13 protein-coding genes are annotated in these 14685 nt (G+C 74.5%); 9 read left to right on the forward strand and 4 right to left on the reverse strand.

From position 1 onward, the window contains the following. The first annotated feature begins 43 nt into the window (after positions 1-43). The 7 genes from alaS to aroB all read left to right on the forward strand — a co-directional run bounded on the left by alaS (position 44) and on the right by aroB (position 8331). Entirely contained in the window at positions 44-2737 is a 2694-nt protein-coding gene (gene alaS, locus LEP48_RS15110) for an alanine--tRNA ligase (RefSeq protein ID WP_225566401.1), read from the forward strand. Further along, complete coding sequence (ruvX, locus tag LEP48_RS15115) at positions 2734-3276, forward strand: Holliday junction resolvase RuvX (RefSeq protein ID WP_225566402.1); 543 nt, start codon at positions 2734-2736, stop codon at positions 3274-3276. Before alaS ends, ruvX begins: the two co-directional genes overlap by 4 nt. A 58-nt stretch (positions 3277-3334) precedes the next feature. Continuing rightward, the gene (gene mltG / locus LEP48_RS15120; protein WP_225566403.1) at positions 3335-4486 is read left to right on the forward strand and encodes an endolytic transglycosylase MltG; all 1152 of its coding nucleotides are present in this window, start codon (positions 3335-3337) and stop codon (positions 4484-4486) included. 4 nt (positions 4487-4490) lie between these two features. Further along, entirely contained in the window at positions 4491-5372 is an 882-nt protein-coding gene (locus LEP48_RS15125; RefSeq protein ID WP_225566404.1) for a shikimate dehydrogenase, read from the forward strand. A 78-nt stretch (positions 5373-5450) separates the two neighbouring features. Beyond that, entirely contained in the window at positions 5451-6668 is a 1218-nt protein-coding gene (gene aroC, locus LEP48_RS15130) for a chorismate synthase (protein ID WP_225566405.1), read from the forward strand. Then, positions 6665-7204: a shikimate kinase gene (locus LEP48_RS15135; protein ID WP_225566406.1), complete on the forward strand. Its 540-nt coding sequence runs from the start codon at positions 6665-6667 to the stop codon at positions 7202-7204. The genes aroC and LEP48_RS15135 overlap by 4 nt, the downstream gene beginning before the upstream one ends. Further along, on the forward strand, positions 7189-8331 hold the full coding sequence (aroB, locus tag LEP48_RS15140) for a 3-dehydroquinate synthase (protein ID WP_225566407.1): 1143 nt from the start codon (positions 7189-7191) through the stop codon (positions 8329-8331). Before LEP48_RS15135 ends, aroB begins: the two co-directional genes overlap by 16 nt. Before the next feature lie 13 nt (positions 8332-8344). Here aroB and LEP48_RS15145 read toward each other — a convergent pair whose 3' ends face one another. Both LEP48_RS15145 and LEP48_RS15150 read right to left on the reverse strand, forming a co-directional pair. Continuing rightward, positions 8345-9163: a glycerophosphodiester phosphodiesterase family protein gene (locus tag LEP48_RS15145; RefSeq protein WP_225566408.1), complete on the reverse strand. Its 819-nt coding sequence runs from the start codon at positions 9161-9163 to the stop codon at positions 8345-8347. Next, entirely contained in the window at positions 9160-10191 is a 1032-nt protein-coding gene (locus LEP48_RS15150) for an alpha/beta hydrolase (RefSeq protein ID WP_225566409.1), read from the reverse strand. The genes LEP48_RS15145 and LEP48_RS15150 overlap by 4 nt, the downstream gene beginning before the upstream one ends. An 82-nt stretch (positions 10192-10273) precedes the next feature. Between LEP48_RS15150 and LEP48_RS15155 the strand changes: the two genes are divergently transcribed. Then, complete coding sequence (locus tag LEP48_RS15155) at positions 10274-11734, forward strand: MFS transporter (RefSeq protein WP_225566410.1); 1461 nt, start codon at positions 10274-10276, stop codon at positions 11732-11734. Here the strand turns inward: LEP48_RS15155 and sigJ are convergent. Further along, entirely contained in the window at positions 11643-12737 is a 1095-nt protein-coding gene (gene sigJ / locus LEP48_RS15160) for an RNA polymerase sigma factor SigJ (protein ID WP_225566411.1), read from the reverse strand. The two genes, LEP48_RS15155 and sigJ, sit on opposite strands and share 92 nt — an antisense overlap. A gap of 140 nt (positions 12738-12877) precedes the next feature. On the opposite strand from sigJ, the gene LEP48_RS15165 reads away from it, so the two are divergent. Continuing rightward, complete coding sequence (locus LEP48_RS15165) at positions 12878-13246, forward strand: iron chaperone (protein ID WP_225566412.1); 369 nt, start codon at positions 12878-12880, stop codon at positions 13244-13246. Positions 13247-13253: 7 nt separating this feature from the next. Here LEP48_RS15165 and LEP48_RS15170 read toward each other — a convergent pair whose 3' ends face one another. Further along, entirely contained in the window at positions 13254-14639 is a 1386-nt protein-coding gene (locus LEP48_RS15170; RefSeq protein ID WP_225566413.1) for an FAD-binding oxidoreductase, read from the reverse strand. Positions 14640-14685: the final 46 nt, after the last annotated feature.

The following is a 14685-nucleotide window of genomic DNA, read 5'->3' on the forward strand; positions in this document are numbered from 1 at the left end:
GTCCGGTTCCCGCCCGCACCCGCCGCACCACACGAAGGACACCATGCGCACCGCCGAGATCCGTCAGCGTTGGCTCGACTACTTCGGGTCGAAGGGGCACGAGATCGTGCCCAGCGTCCCCCTGGTCTCGCCCGACCCGTCGATCCTGTTCACGATCGCGGGCATGGTGCCCTTCATCCCGTACATCCTCGGCACCGAGAAGGCGCCCTGGCCGCGCGCCGCGAGCGTGCAGAAGTGCATCCGCACCAACGACATCGAGAACGTCGGCCGCACCACGCGGCACGGCACGTTCTTCCAGATGAACGGCAACTTCTCGTTCGGCGACTACTTCAAGCGCGAGGCGATCGACTTCGCGTGGGAGCTGCTCACCACGGAGCAGGCCGCCGGCGGCTACGGCCTCGACGGCGACCGGATGTGGGTGACCATCTGGGACCAGGACGACGAGGCCTTCGACGCCCTGACCCGGGGGGTCGGCATCGACCCGCGGCACGTCGTGCGGCTGCCGCGCGAGGAGAACTTCTGGGACACGGGTCAGCCCGGTCCCGCCGGCCCGTGCGCCGAGTGGCACTACGACCGCGGCCCCGCCTACGGGCCGGACGCCGTCGGCGGCACCGTGGACCCGGGCGGTGACCGGTACCTGGAGATCTGGAACCTCGTGTTCGACCAGTTCGTGCGCGGCGAGGGGCAGGGCAAGAACTACCCGCTGCTCGGCGAGCTCGAGCACAAGAGCATCGACACCGGCGCGGGCCTGGAGCGCATCGCCTACCTGCTGCAGGGCAAGGAGAACCTTTTCGAGATCGACGAGGTCTACCCCGTCATCGCCCGCGTGGAGGAGATGAGCGGCAAGCGCTACGGCGCCGACGCCGAGGACGACGTGCGCATGCGTGTCGTCGCCGACCACGTCCGCTCGGCGCTCATGGTCATCGGCGACGGCGTGCGGCCGTCGAACGAGGGCCGCGGGTACGTGCTGCGCCGCCTCATCCGCCGTGCGGTGCGCTCGGTGCGCCTGCTCGGCGTGGACGACGTCGCGCTGCCCTCGCTGCTGCCCGTGTCCAAGGACTCGATGAAGGCCTCCTACCCGGAGCTCGAGGCCGAGTTCGGGCGGATCAGCGACGTCGCCTACGCCGAGGAGGACGCGTTCCGGCGCACCCTCGCGGCCGGGACGACGATCCTCGACACGGCCGTGAGCCGCGTCAAGCAGGGCTCGGACGGCGTCACGCCCGTGCTCGGGGGCGCCGAGGCGTTCCAGCTGCACGACACCTACGGCTTCCCGATCGACCTCACGCTCGAGATGGCGGCCGAGCAGGGCGTGCAGGTCGACGAGAAGGCCTTCCGCGACCTCATGGCCGCTCAGAAGCAGCGCGCCCGTGCCGACGCGCTCGCCAAGAAGACCGGGCACGCGGACCTGCGCGCCTACGAGTCGCTGTCGAAGGAGCTGGCCGCCCCGGTCGAGTTCCTCGGGTACACCGACCGCGAGTCGGCCGTCACGGTGGCCGGCCTGCTGGTCGACGGGGTGCCCGCGCCGGCCGCGACCGCGCCCGCCGACGTCGAGGTGGTGCTCGACCGCACCCCCTTCTACGCCGAGGCCGGTGGCCAGCTCGCCGACCAGGGCACGATCGTGCTCGACGGTGGCGCCACGATCGAGGTCGACGACGTGCAGCGTCCCGTCGCGGGCCTGTCCGTGCACCGCGGCCGCCTCGTGGAGGGCACGGTCGCGCTCGGCGACCCGGGCCTGGCGACGATCGACCTCTCGCGGCGCGTGGCGATCAGCCGCGCCCACTCGGCCACGCACATGATCCACAAGGCGCTGCACGAGCTCGTCGGCCAGGACCGCACGCAGGCCGGCTCGGAGAACGCCCCGAGCCGGGTGCGCTTCGACTTCCGCTCGCCGACCGCGGTGGACGCGGGCGCGCTCGGCGACATCGAGGCGCGCGTGAACGAGCGGCTCGTGGACAACCTCGAGGTGACCGACTCCGTGATGTCGCTGGCGCAGGCCCGCGAGCTCGGCGCGATGGCCCTGTTCGGCGAGAAGTACGGCGACCGGGTGCGCGTCGTGTCGATCGGCGGCGACTGGTCGCGCGAGCTCTGCGGCGGCACCCACGTCAAGGCGTCGGGCGAGATCGGCCGCGTCGCGCTGCTGGGCGAGTCGTCCATCGGCTCGGGCGTGCGTCGCGTCGACGCGCTCGTCGGCGACGGCGCGTACGGCTTCCAGGCCAAGGAGCACGCGCTCGTCGGCCAGCTCACCGGGCTTCTCGGGGCGCGCCCCGACGAGCTGGCGGAGCGGGTGGGCTCGCTGCTGACACGCCTCAAGGAGACCGAGAAGGAGCTCACGGGGATGCGCCAGGCCCAGCTCCTGGGCGCCGCGGCCGGGCTCGCCGCCGGTGCGCGCCGCGTGGGCGAGGTGCGGGTCGTCTCGCACGACGCGGGTGAGGTCGCGTCCGCGGACGACCTGCGTGCCCTCGCGCTCGACGTGCGGGGACGTCTCGGTGACGGCGAGCCCGCCGTGGTCGCGGTGGGCGGTGTCGCCGGCGGACGCCCGCTGGTGGCGGTGGCCACGAACGCGGGCGCCCGTGAGGCGGGCCTGCGGGCGGGCGACTTCGTCAAGGCCGCGGCGAAGACCCTCGGCGGCGGGGGTGGCGGCAAGCCGGACCTCGCGCAGGGCGGCGGCACCGACGCCTCGGCGCTGCCCGCGGCCCTCGAGGGCGTCGTGACGGCGGTCGCCGGCGCGGCGCGGTGAGCCCGCAGCCCTCCGACGGCGTCCCCGGGGCACTTCCCCGGGGCGCCCGCCTGGGCGTGGACGTGGGCAAGGCCCGGATCGGCCTGGCGGGCAGCGACCCGGACGGCCTGGTCGCCACCCCCGTGGAGACCGTGCCGCGCGTGCTCGACGTCCCGGCCACGCCTGACGACACGCCGGGTGTCACGGCAGACGTGGCCCGCATCGCGGCCGAGGTGGACGAGCGGCTCGCCGCCGTCGTCTACGTCGGCCTGCCGCGGCACCTGTCCGGTGCGGAGGGCGCAGCGACCGAGGACGCGCGTGATTTCGCGGTCCGGCTCGCGACGGCGATCGCCCCGGTCGAGGTGCGGATGGTCGACGAGCGCATGACGACGGTGGCGGCCCACGCACAGCTGCGGTCAGCCGGACGCCGTACCAGAAATCACAGGTCTGTCATCGACCAGGCCGCAGCCGTTATCATTCTGCAATCTGCACTCGACGCGGAGCGGGCAGCCCAGAGGCGTGCCGGCGAGCACGTCGACGTGCGGGGCGCGGACGTGTGAACGCCGCGACAGCAGCGGACCTGACCAGTACCGGCTCTCATCCAAGGAAGTTCTCGGCGTGACCGACCTCTTCGAGCACCCAGCCCTGCAGCAGCCCCCGGCGCCCTCGTCGCGCAGCCGCTCCTCGGCGGGCAAGCGCGCCGCGGCCAAGCGGCGGCGCCGTAGGCAGCAGCGCACGGCGGTCGTCCTGGTCGTCGTCCTGGGCGTCGTCGGCGCGGGCGGCTACCTGCTGTGGGACCAGGTGGACGACTTCGCCGGTGACCTGGCCTTCTGGAACTCCTCCGCGGAGGACTACCCCGGCCCCGGCGGGGAAGCGGTCGAGGTGGTGATCCCCGAGGGCGCGACCGGCGGTCAGATGGGCGGCGTGCTGCACGACGCGGGCGTCGTCGCCAGCGTCGACGCCTTCACGCAGGCGTTCGGCGCCAACCCGGCCGCGTCCGGCATCCAGCCGGGCACCTACCAGCTGCTGTCCCAGATGAAGGCGTCCGACGCCGTCGCGGCCCTGGTCAAGAACGAGAAGGTGCAGACGGACGTCACCATTCCCGAGGGATACACCGTCGCGCAGATCGTCGACCGCGTCGCGTCCGTCACGACGATCACGGCCGAGGAGCTCGAGGCCGCGCTCGAGGACTGGGAGTCGATCGGGCTGCCGAAGCAGGCGGACGGCAACGCCGAGGGCTGGCTGTTCCCGAAGACGTACACCGTGCAGCCGGACGACGACGCCACGAGCCTGCTGTCGGCCATGGTCGAGCAGACGAAGGCGGAGCTTGAGGAAGCGGGCGTCGACAAGGCGGACTGGGAAGAGACGCTGATCATCGCGTCGCTCATCGAGCGTGAGGCCAAGCACGACGAGGACCGACCGAAGATGGTGCGCGCGATCCTGAACCGCATCGAACAGGGCATGCCGCTGCAGATCGATGCGACGAGCGCCTACGGTCTGAACAAGCCCGGCACGGAGCTGTCGTCCGAGGACGTCCGCAATGCTGATGACCCCTACTCCACGTACGCCCACGTTGGGCTGCCGCCGACGCCGATCTCCAATCCCGGCGCCGCCTCGATCGATGCCGTCGGGCACCCGGCGGACGGCGACTGGTTGTTCTGGATCACCGTGAACCTGGACACCGGAGAGACGAAGTTCTCCTCGACCAACGCTCAGCACGAGGAGTACAGGCAAGAGCTGAGGGCCTGGCAAGCAGAGAACGGCTCCTGAGCCGGTGGTCACGATCCGACGGGCTGCGGTGCTCGGCCACCCCGTCGCACACTCCCTGTCGCCCGTGCTGCACCGGGCCGCGTACGAGGCGCTGGGCCTGGACGGCTGGCAGTACTCGGCGATCGACACGACCGTCGAGGACCTGCCCGCGTTCGTGCGCGAGCTCGACCTCGGCTGGGCCGGGCTCAGCCTCACCATGCCGCTCAAGCAGGCGATCATCGACCTGGTCGACCACGTCGACCCGTTGGCGGTCGCGGTCGGTGCGGTGAACACCGTCCTGGTGGCGCCGGCGCAGCGCGGGGTGATGCTGACCGGCACGAACACCGACGTGCACGGCCTGGTCGCCGCGTTGCGCGAGGGCTTCGCCGTCCAGGGTCTGGGCAGCGACGCGCGGGCGTCGTCCGCCGTGGTGCTCGGCGGGGGTGCGACCGCCGCCTCCACGCTGGCCGCTCTCGGGGAGCTCGGCTGCACCGAGCCCTTGGTGCTGGTGCGCTCGCTCGCGCGCACGGGTGCTCTGCAGGAGGCGGCCGCCCGCATGGGCGTCACGCCGCGCTTCGAGGTGCTCGGGCCCCAGGCGTCCCTCGGCGGCCTGCTCGAGGCCGACGTCGTCGTCTCGACCATGCCCGCCTACGCCGCGGACCCGGTCGGATCGGCCCTGACCGCGCACGGCGCGACGCCGTCGGGCGTCCTGCTCGACGTGGTCTACGACCCGCGCCCCACCGCGCTGTCGCAGGCCTGGTCGGCCGCGGGCGGCACCGTCGTCGGCGGCGAGCGGATGCTGCTGCACCAGGCGGTGGAGCAGGTGCGGCTCATGACGGGCCGCCCGGCCCCGCTGGCCGCGATGGGTGCGGCCCTCGACGACGTGCTGGCGGCTACCGCCGCCTGAGCCGAGCCCGGGTCGAGCCCGTCCCGAACCGTGACCGCGTGACCGGGTGGACACGCCGCCCGTGAAAGAATCGGGCCCATGCTGCGCTGGATGACGTCGGGGGAGTCGCACGGTCCGTCGCTCGTGGGGGTGATGGAAGGCCTGCCCGCCGGGGTGGAGCTCGTGACCGCCGACATCCAGGCGGCGCTGGCCCGCCGTCGGCTGGGGTACGGGCGCGGGTCGCGCATGAAGTTCGAGCAGGACGCCGTGCGCGTGCTCGGTGGCCTGCGCCACGGCGTCACGCAGGGCGGTCCGCTCGCCATCGAGATCGGCAACACCGAGTGGCCCAAGTGGACCGAGGTCATGTCGGCGGACCCGGTGCCGCCGGACGCCCTGCTGGTCGACGCGGGTACGGGGGACGAGCGCGAGATCGCTCGCAACCGGCCGCTGACCCGCCCGCGCCCGGGGCACGCGGACCTCGTGGGGATGCGCAAGTACGGTTTCGCGGACGCCCGGCCGGTGCTGGAGCGCGCGTCGGCGCGGGAGACCGCGACCAGGGTCGCGCTCGGCGTCGCCGCCGCGAGCTTCCTGGAGCAGGCGCTCGGGGTGCGGCTCGTGTCCCACGTGGTGGCGATCGGTCCCGTCGAGGTGCCCGAGGGCGCCGACCTGCCGTCTCCCGACGACGTCGCCGCGCTGGACGCCGACCCGGTGCGCTGCTTCGACGCCGCCACGAGCGCGGCGATGGTGGCGGAGATCGACGAGTGCCGCAAGGACGGCGACACGCTGGGCGGCGTCGTCGAGGTCCTGGCCTACGGAGTGCCGTCGGGCCTCGGCTCGTACGTGCACGGCGACCGCCGCCTCGACGCCCGGCTCGCGGCCGCGCTCATGGGCATCCAGGCGATCAAGGGCGTCGAGGTCGGCGACGGCTTCCGCACCGCGCGCCGCCGGGGCACGGCCGCGCACGACGAGATCGCGCGCGGCGCCGACGGCCGCATCGAGCGCAGCTCCAACCGCGCGGGCGGCATCGAGGGCGGCATGACCAACGGCGAGGTCGTGCGCGTGCGGGCCGCGATGAAGCCCATCTCCACGGTCCCGCGCGCCCTCGCCACCGTCGACGTCGCCACCGGCGAGCCGGTGACGGCCCACCACCAGCGTTCCGACGTGTGCGCGGTGCCGCCGGCAGCCGTCGTCGCGGAGGCGATGGTCGCGCTCGAGCTCGCGCAGGCGGCGGTGGAGAAGTTCGGTGGCGACTCGGTCGCGGAGGTGCGCCGCAACGCGGAGGCCTACCTCGCCTCGGTCCCCGAGCTGCTCCGATGAGCGCGCACGGTCCCGTCGCGGTCCTCATCGGACCGCCCGGCTCCGGCAAGACGACGCAGGGCCGGCTGCTGGCCGCGCACTGGGGCGTCGGGTTCCGGGACACGGACGCCGACGTCGAGGAGGCCGCCGGCAAGGCGGTCGCCGACATCTTCGTCGAGGACGGAGAGCCGGCGTTCCGCGACCTCGAGCGCGAGGCGGTCGCCGCCGCGCTGGAGGACCACACCGGGGTCCTCGCCCTCGGCGGGGGAGCCGTGATGGACGCCGGTACGCAGCGCGCGCTGGAGGACTACGCCGCGGCGGGGGGCGTCGTCGTCTTCCTCGACGTGTCGCTCGCGCACGCGGCCCCGCGCGTCGGGTTCAACCGCTCCCGCCCGCTGCTCGTGGGGAACCCGCGGGCGCGCTGGGCCGAGCTCATGGCCGCCCGGCGGCCCACCTACGAGCGGCTCGCCACCGTGCAGGTCGCGTCCGACGACCGCCGACCGGGCGAGGTCGCCACCCAGCTGATCCAGGAGGTCGAAGCATGCCGGTCCGTGTGACCGTGTCGGGGGCAGCCCCGTACGACGTCGTCGTGGGACGACACCTGCTCGGGGAGCTGCCGGGCCTGCTCGGCGAGAGCGTGCGGCGGGTGCTCGTGATGCACCCGGCGTCGCTCGCGACCACCGGCGAGGCGGTCCGCGAGGACCTGGCCGCCCAGGGCTACGAGGCGTTCGCCGTCGAGCTTCCCGACGCCGAGGAGCAGAAGACGGCGCAGGTCGCGGCGTTCTGCTGGCAGGTGCTCGGCCAGGCGGACTTCACGCGCTCGGACGCGATCGTGTCCGTGGGCGGGGGCGCGACGACGGACCTGGCGGGGTTCGTCGCGGCCACCTGGCTGCGCGGGCTCAAGGTCGTGCACCTGCCGACGACGCTCCTCGCGATGGTCGACGCCGCCGTGGGCGGCAAGACCGGCATCAACACCGCCGAGGGCAAGAACCTCGTAGGCGCCTTCCACCCGCCGGCGGGTGTGCTGTGCGACCTCGCGGCCCTGGAGTCGCTCGACCGCTGGGACCTGGTGGCGGGCATGGCGGAGGTCGTCAAGACCGGCTTCATCGCCGACCCCCGCATCCTCGAGCTCGTCGAGGAGCACGCGGACGAGCTGCGCGGGTGGCGCGGTGCGGACGCGTCCGAGGAGACCTGGGCCGCGCTGGCCGAGCTCATCGAGCGGTCGGTGCGCGTCAAGGCGCGGGTCGTGGGGGAGGACCTCACGGAGCAGGGCCTGCGCGAGATCCTCAACTACGGGCACACCCTGGGCCACGCGATCGAGCTCACCGAGCGATACCAGTGGCGACACGGGGCCGCCGTCGCCGTGGGGATGGTGTTCGCGGCGGAGCTGGCACGGCTGGGCGGCAAGCTCGACGACGCGATCGTGGACCGTCATCGGGCGATCCTGGAGTCGATCGGCCTGCCCACCACCTACCGCGGGGACCGCTGGGACAAGCTCCTCGCGGCGATGCAGCGGGACAAGAAGACGCGGGGGAACCTGCTGCGGTTCGTCGTGCTCGACGACGTCGCCAAGCCGACACGGCTCGAGGGGCCGGACCCGACGCTGCTCGCCGCCGCGTACGCGGAGATCTCCAAGGAGCCCCCGACCGGCAACCCGGGCGTGTCGGTCCAGCTCGGCCTCTGACCGCTCACAGCGGTCAGGCGGGCCAGAGGTCGCACTCGCGCAGGACGTCGCGCAGCAGGTCCGCACGGTCGGTGACGATGCCGTCGACGCCGAGGTCGACGAGGCGCCGCATCTCCGCGGCGTCGTTGATGGTCCACACGTGCACGGCCTTGCCCGCGCGGTGCGCGGCCGCGACCGTCGTGCGGTCCACGACGGTGACCGAGCCGTCGGTGACCGGCACCTGCAGCGCGTCGGCGTCGCGCAGGGCCCGGCGGGCCAGCACGTCGACCCGCAGCCGCGCGGCCGCGAGGAACGGGATCACCTCGGCCCGTCCGGCCGACGTCGCGACCGGGCGCGACAACCGCTCGACGGTCGCGCGCCGGCGCCGCACGGAGAACGACGTCACGCACACCCGGTCGTGCGCCCCGGTGCGCTCGATCGCCGCGGCCACGGGTTCCACGCCGGAGTCGGCCTTGACGTCGACGTTGACGCGCAGCTCGGGCCAGCTGCCCAGCACGTCCTCGAGCAGCGGCACCGGTTCGACGCCCCCGATGCGCGCCCGCCGCACGCGCGACCACGGCAGGTCCGCCACCAGCCCGGAACCGTCGGTGGTGCGGTCCAGGGCGTCGTCGTGCAGCGCGACCGCGACGCCGTCGGCCGTGCCGTGGGCGTCCGTCTCGACGTAGCGGAAGCCCAGGCGGACGGCGTCGGCGAACGCGGTCATGGAGTTCTCCAGGCCCGAGTCCACCCCGCCCGCCCGCGCGAACCCCCGGTGCGCGAGGGCGGCGACCGCGCGGCGCGCCCCGTCCGGGCGCGGCGCCTCGAAGTACGGCGGCAGGTCCCGCGTGCTCATGCGTCCTCCGTCCGGCCCGGCACGGGCAGCCGCTCGGCGACCCAGCCCAGGGCGCTCTCCAGGTAGACGGCCCGCGGGCCGGACGCCGACAGCGTCAGGTCGTGCACGCCGTCGGGCACGACGAGCTCGGTCACGTCGGCACCCAGGCGCCGGGAGAGCGTCGCGATGCGCGCGACGTCGAGCACCGTGTCCTGGGCGTCGAGCGACGGGTTCGCGGGGCTGTCCGGCCCGGACCGCGCACTGCGGGCCACGAGCACCGGGCACCCGATCCCGAGGCCGCGCGCGACGCGCAGCTGCGCGTGCCGCACGGCACGGAGCCACGCCGCCCGGGCCGGCAGCCCGGCGGGCCGCTTGAGCTCCGTGTCGAAATCCCACCGACCACCCGAGCTCACGTGCTGGTACGTCGCGTACATCGACGGCGAGGCGCTGACCACGGCCAGGGGCCGGCGTCGGCCGAGCACCTCCACGACCGAGGTCCGGGCGGCCCGCTGCAGCCACGGACCGTGGAGGTCGAGGAACGGCGAGTTCAGCACCAGCAGGTCGGGGCGTGCCGTCGCGTCCTGACGCACCGCGAACGACCACAGAGCTGCGGTGAGCCCTCCCGTGGAGTGCGCGTGCACCACGAGCGGGAGCCCCGGCTCCAGGGCACGGACGGCGCGGGCGGCCGCGGTGAGGTCCTCGCCCGGCTCCCGCAGCGTCGTCATGAAGTGCGGCGGCGTGGGGTCGTCGGCGCTCCGTCGTGCGAGGGACCGCCCCGCCCGGCGCAGGTCGACGGCGTAGAACGCGTGGCCCGCGTCGCCGAACGCGTCGGCCAGGTGCCGCTGGAAGAAGTAGTCGTTGTAGCCGTGCACGTGCAGCACCGCGGCCCGGGGGCGCTCCGGGGGGTGCGGCCGGTCCGGGGGGCGGCGCAGCGGACGGACCAGGGTCGCGGGGCCCAGGGGCGCCTGCTCGGCGAAGCCCGGCAGGAGCGGGTCGTCCGCCCAGGCGAGCCCCGCAGGCGGACCGGCGGGCGGGGCGGACGACGACACGCACGGATCGTATGCCGCTTTCGTCGCCTGTGCGTCGCGGGCCGGCTACCTGGTGCTCGCCCCGGTGCGGCAGACTCCGGCCATGAACGATGCGCATGCCGCGCCGACGCCGTCGTCGGACCAGGACCCCGTCACGCCCGGCGGCACTCCGCAGGTTGGACCCGGCCGCGTCCCACGTCGCCAGGTCGTCTCCTGGGCGCTGTGGGACTGGGCCACCCAACCGTTCAACACGGTCGTCACGACGTTCGTCTTCACGGCGTTGTACCTGACGACCGACGCGTTCCTCCAGCCGGAGGTGGCGGCGCTCGCCGACACCGACCCGGTCAAGGAACGCGCGCTGGCCGGCCTGACCAGCGGGCTCGGCGTCTGGATCGCGGTCGGCGGTCTGCTCATCGCGCTCCTCGCCCCGGTGCTCGGCCGGCGGGCCGACGTCGACGGACGCCGCAAGGCCTGGCTCGGCGGTGCGACGATCGTGCTCGTGGCCTGCATGTTCGGCCTGGGCCTGGTGCGGGCCGACCCGGCGTACTTCGTGCTCGGTGCCGCCCTCATCTCGGTGGGCAGCGTCGCGAGCGAGATCGCCGGGGTGAACTACAACGCGATGCTCGTCCAGGTCTCCACCCCGCGGACCGTCGGCAAGGTCTCCGGTCTCGGCTGGGGCCTCGGCTACGTGGGCGGCATCGTCGCGCTCGTGATCGTCGTCGTGGCCACGGCCTTCGACTGGTGGGGGATGCCCACCGACGACGGGCTGGCCTTCCGGGTCATCGCCGTGGGCTGCGGGGTGTGGGCCGTCGCGTTCGGCTGGCCGCTGTTCCGCGACGTGCCGGAGGCCCCCGCCGCCGCCGGCCGCGCGAAGGTGGGCTTCTTCGCCAGCTACGCCGAGCTCGTGCGCGACATCGTCGAGCTGTGGCGCACGTCGCGCGAGACCGTGGGGTTCCTGCTGGCCAGCGCGGTGTACCGCGACGGGCTCTCCGCGGTCTTCACCTTCGGCGCGGTGATCGCCGCCGCGTCGTTCGGGTTCGGCGACAACGCGGTGCTCGCCTTCGGCATCGTCGCCAACCTGCTCGCCGGGGTGAGCACCATCCTGGCGGGGCGGCTCGACGACCGGATCGGCCCGCGCGCGGTGATCATCGGCTCGCTGAGCGGGCTGATCCTGTGCGGCCTGGTCGTCGTCGCACTGCACGACGCCGGCCCCGTGGTCTTCTGGGTCGCCGGCCTCCTGCTGACGTGCTTCGTCGGGCCCGCCCAGGCAGCATCGCGCTCGTTGCTGGCCCGGGTGAGCCCGGCCGGGCGGGAGTCGGAGATCTTCGGCCTCTACGCCACCACCGGCCGCGCGGCGTCCTTCATGGCGCCGACGCTGTGGGCCGTGATCATCGCGGCCACCGGCGCCACGATCTGGGGCGTGCTCGGCATCATCGCCGTGCTCGTCGTGGGCCTGGTCCTCATGGTCGTGGTCACGGCTCCGCGACGGGTCCGCGGCCCTGCCGGTCGTGGTCCTGCCGGTCGTGGTCCTGCCCACCGCGGCGGCGCGGCGACGCGGCCTTGAGGGCGGCCGCGACGGCGGTCAGGTCGGCCAGCGGCCCCAGGTGGCCGAGCTTCTCCGGGTTGATGACGCCGCGCACGGCGACGATCTGCCCGCCGGCGATGTCGATCGCGTAGGCCCCCAGGACGCCGCCCCCGACCGACGCGTCGGCGTGCACGAGCACGCCCGGCGCACCGTTGACGAGGGCCGCCTCCATGCGTGCGGGGGCACCGCGCCGCGTGAAGCCCAGGAGCAGCCGCGCGACGGCGACGCTCCCGCTGACGGCGCGGGACACCGACATCCCGGGCGGGACCTTGCCGCCACCGTCGCCGACGAGCTCGACATCGTCGGCGAGCAGCTCCAGCAACGACTCCAGGTCGCCCTCGGCGGTGGCCGCGATGAAGCGGTCCACCAGCTCCTGCGCGCGCGGGTCTCGCGGCGGGGCGGGCACGGGGCCGTCGCCGACGTGGCTCCCGCGGCGCTCGGCGACCCGGCGGCGGGCGCGCGACGCCAGCTGGCGGGCCGCGAGCTCCGTCGTGCCGATCACCTCCGCGGCCTGCCGGTGCGGGTAGCCGAGGACGTCGTGCAGCAGAAACGCCGCCCGCTCGCTCGGCGTGAGCGTCTCGAGCAGCACGAGGAACGCCGTGGACAGGTCGTCGGCGAGCTCGGCGTGCTCCGCGGCGTCCGCGGGGGCGCTCGCGGACGCCACGACGTCGCCCACGAGCGGTTCGGGCAGCCATTCGCCCACGTAGGTCTCCCGGCGCACCCGGGCCGAGCGCAGCACGTCCAGCGCGATCCGGGTGGCCACGGTGGTGGTGAACGCCTCGGGGTTGCGCACGTCGTCGGCGAGCGTGCCGTCCGGGGCGATCCGCAGGAGGCAGTCCTGTGCCACGTCCTCGGCCTCGGCCACGCTCCCGAGCATCCGGTACGCCGCCAGGAAGGCGACCCTGCGCAGCCGTTCCAGCAGGTCGTCGCCGCCGGCCCTGGCCGGCGTGCCGTGCACGGTCATGAAGCCATCCTCGCTCATGCTCCCTCGACGAGAGGGGCGTGCCGGACGTGACGCCGCGCGTCGGGCACCGGTCACGGCGCGCTGTGCGCGCTGTGCGCGCACAGCGCGCACCGCGGACCCGGTCGCGCGCGCAGCCCGGGCAGGGCACGCTCGTGCCCATGGCCGACGAGACCTCCGTCACCGACGAGATCGCGGCGCTCGCGGGCCCGCACCGCGATGCCGTCGCCCACGTCTACGCCCGCGCCCGAGCCCTCGTGCCCGACGCCGTCGAGGGCCGCAGCTACGGCATGCCCGCCCTGCGGTACCGGGGCAGCCCGCTCCTGAGCGTCCAGGTGACGAGGCGGCACATCGGGATCTACCCGTTCAGCCCTGCCGTCATCGAGGAGTACGCGGACGAGCTCGCCGACTACCGGGTCACCAAGGGCTCGATCGCGTTCCAGCCCGGCAGGCCGGTGCCGGACGACGTGCTCGACGGGATCGTCGCGGCCCGCCGGGACGAGATCGACGCGATGACGCACCGCCACTGACGCCGTCTCAGGCTGGGAGCACGTTGACGTTGCCGCGGAACACGTTGTCCGGGTCGTACGCGCGCTTGACCGCCGCCAGACGGTCCCACGTCGTGCCGGGATACGCGGCACGCGCGGTGTCGGGCCCGCCGTCGAGGGCGAAGTTGGCGTAGACCCCCTCGCGGCCCCCGCGGAGCCGGTCGGCGAGCGCCTCGACCCAGGGGGTGTATCCGGCCGCCGCGGAGGCGGTCGGCGCGACGGCCGCGACGTTGCCGAGCAGGCGGGCCCCGCGGTGGGCGTAGGCCGTGGCCTCGGGGGCCACGTCGGCGACGGCGCCGCCCAGGACACGCAGCTGTGCGGCGCGCATCATCGCGTCGCACGACTCGAGCTCCGCCAGCAGGTGCGCGGCGGCGGACTCGTCGAGGCCGTCGGCGAAGAAGGTGCGGCCGGTGGCGACGGCGGTCCCGGACGGCGGGCCACCCTCGAACAGCCCGGCGTAGGGGCCGGTACGGACCCCGTCCACGAGGGCACCGCCGGCGGCGGTCACGACGTCGCGCAGCGGCGCGAGCGCGGCGTCCGCGCCGGACGTCGTGCCGGACCAGCAAAGGTTCGCCATGAGCACGAGGCGGCCGTGCCACTCGGCGGGGATCATGGGCATCGGCGGCGCGGTCATGACCATGAGGATGACGGTGAGCTCGCGCGGGGCGGCGTCGGCGGCCGCGACGATGCCGGCGACGGAGGCCGGGGTCGCCGGGGCCAGCAGGGTGCCGCCGACGACGTCGGAGATCTCCCCGAGGGCGAACCGGAGCCGGGTCGCCACGCCGAAGTTGCCGCCGCCGCCGCGCACGGCCCAGAACAGGTCGGGATGCTCCTCGTCGTCGACCTGCAGCACCTCGCCGTCGGCCGTGACGATCTCGGCGCCGAGCAGGTTGTCGATGGTCATGCCGCGCGCCCGGGAGAGGAGGCCCACGCCGCCGCCGAGCGTGATGCCTCCGATGCCGACGCCGCCGGTGTCGCCGAACGGGGTGGCCAGGCCGTGGGCGCCCGCGGCCCGGGTGTAGGCGCCGGCGGTGACGCCGCCGCCCGCGGTCGCGGTGCGTCCCGAGACGTCGAGGTCGAGGGAGTCGAGCCCGCGCAGGTCGAGGCCGAGGACGCCGTCGCGCGTCCCGAGCCCGAACACGGAGTGGCCGCCGGAACGGACGGCGACCTCCGCCCCGGCCTCGCGGGCGAAGCGCAGCGCCCGGACGACGCCGGCGGTGTCGGTGGGGCGCACGATCGCGGCCGGGCGGTGCTCGATGCCGCCGGGCTCGACCCGGCGTGCGTCCTCGTAGCCGTCGTCGTCCGGGACGACGAGGGGTGCCGTGCCGTCGAGCGCGGTGCGGAGGTCGGTGGGCGACCAGGTGAGGATGGACATGCTCTCTCCACTTCGTCGGGGGTGCGTGGGTGGGGACGGCGTGCGC

The organism is Isoptericola luteus (assembly GCF_020297055.1).
Classification (GTDB): domain Bacteria; phylum Actinomycetota; class Actinomycetes; order Actinomycetales; family Cellulomonadaceae; genus Isoptericola; species Isoptericola luteus.

Bases quoted from the DNA above. Each gene is read 5' to 3' on its own strand.
- alaS (WP_225566401.1), top strand. From the start codon at position 44: ATGCGCACCGCCGAGATCCGTCAGCGTTGGCTCGACTACTTCGGGTCG.
- aroC (WP_225566405.1), top strand. From the start codon at position 5,451: ATGCTGCGCTGGATGACGTCGGGGGAGTCGCACGGTCCGTCGCTCGTG.
- LEP48_RS15135 (WP_225566406.1), top strand. From the start codon at position 6,665: ATGAGCGCGCACGGTCCCGTCGCGGTCCTCATCGGACCGCCCGGCTCC.
- aroB (WP_225566407.1), top strand. From the start codon at position 7,189: ATGCCGGTCCGTGTGACCGTGTCGGGGGCAGCCCCGTACGACGTCGTC.
- LEP48_RS15145 (WP_225566408.1), bottom strand. From the start codon at position 9,163: ATGAGCACGCGGGACCTGCCGCCGTACTTCGAGGCGCCGCGCCCGGAC.
- LEP48_RS15155 (WP_225566410.1), top strand. From the start codon at position 10,274: ATGAACGATGCGCATGCCGCGCCGACGCCGTCGTCGGACCAGGACCCC.
- sigJ (WP_225566411.1), bottom strand. From the start codon at position 12,737: ATGAGCGAGGATGGCTTCATGACCGTGCACGGCACGCCGGCCAGGGCC.
- LEP48_RS15165 (WP_225566412.1), top strand. From the start codon at position 12,878: ATGGCCGACGAGACCTCCGTCACCGACGAGATCGCGGCGCTCGCGGGC.
- LEP48_RS15170 (WP_225566413.1), bottom strand. From the start codon at position 14,639: ATGTCCATCCTCACCTGGTCGCCCACCGACCTCCGCACCGCGCTCGAC.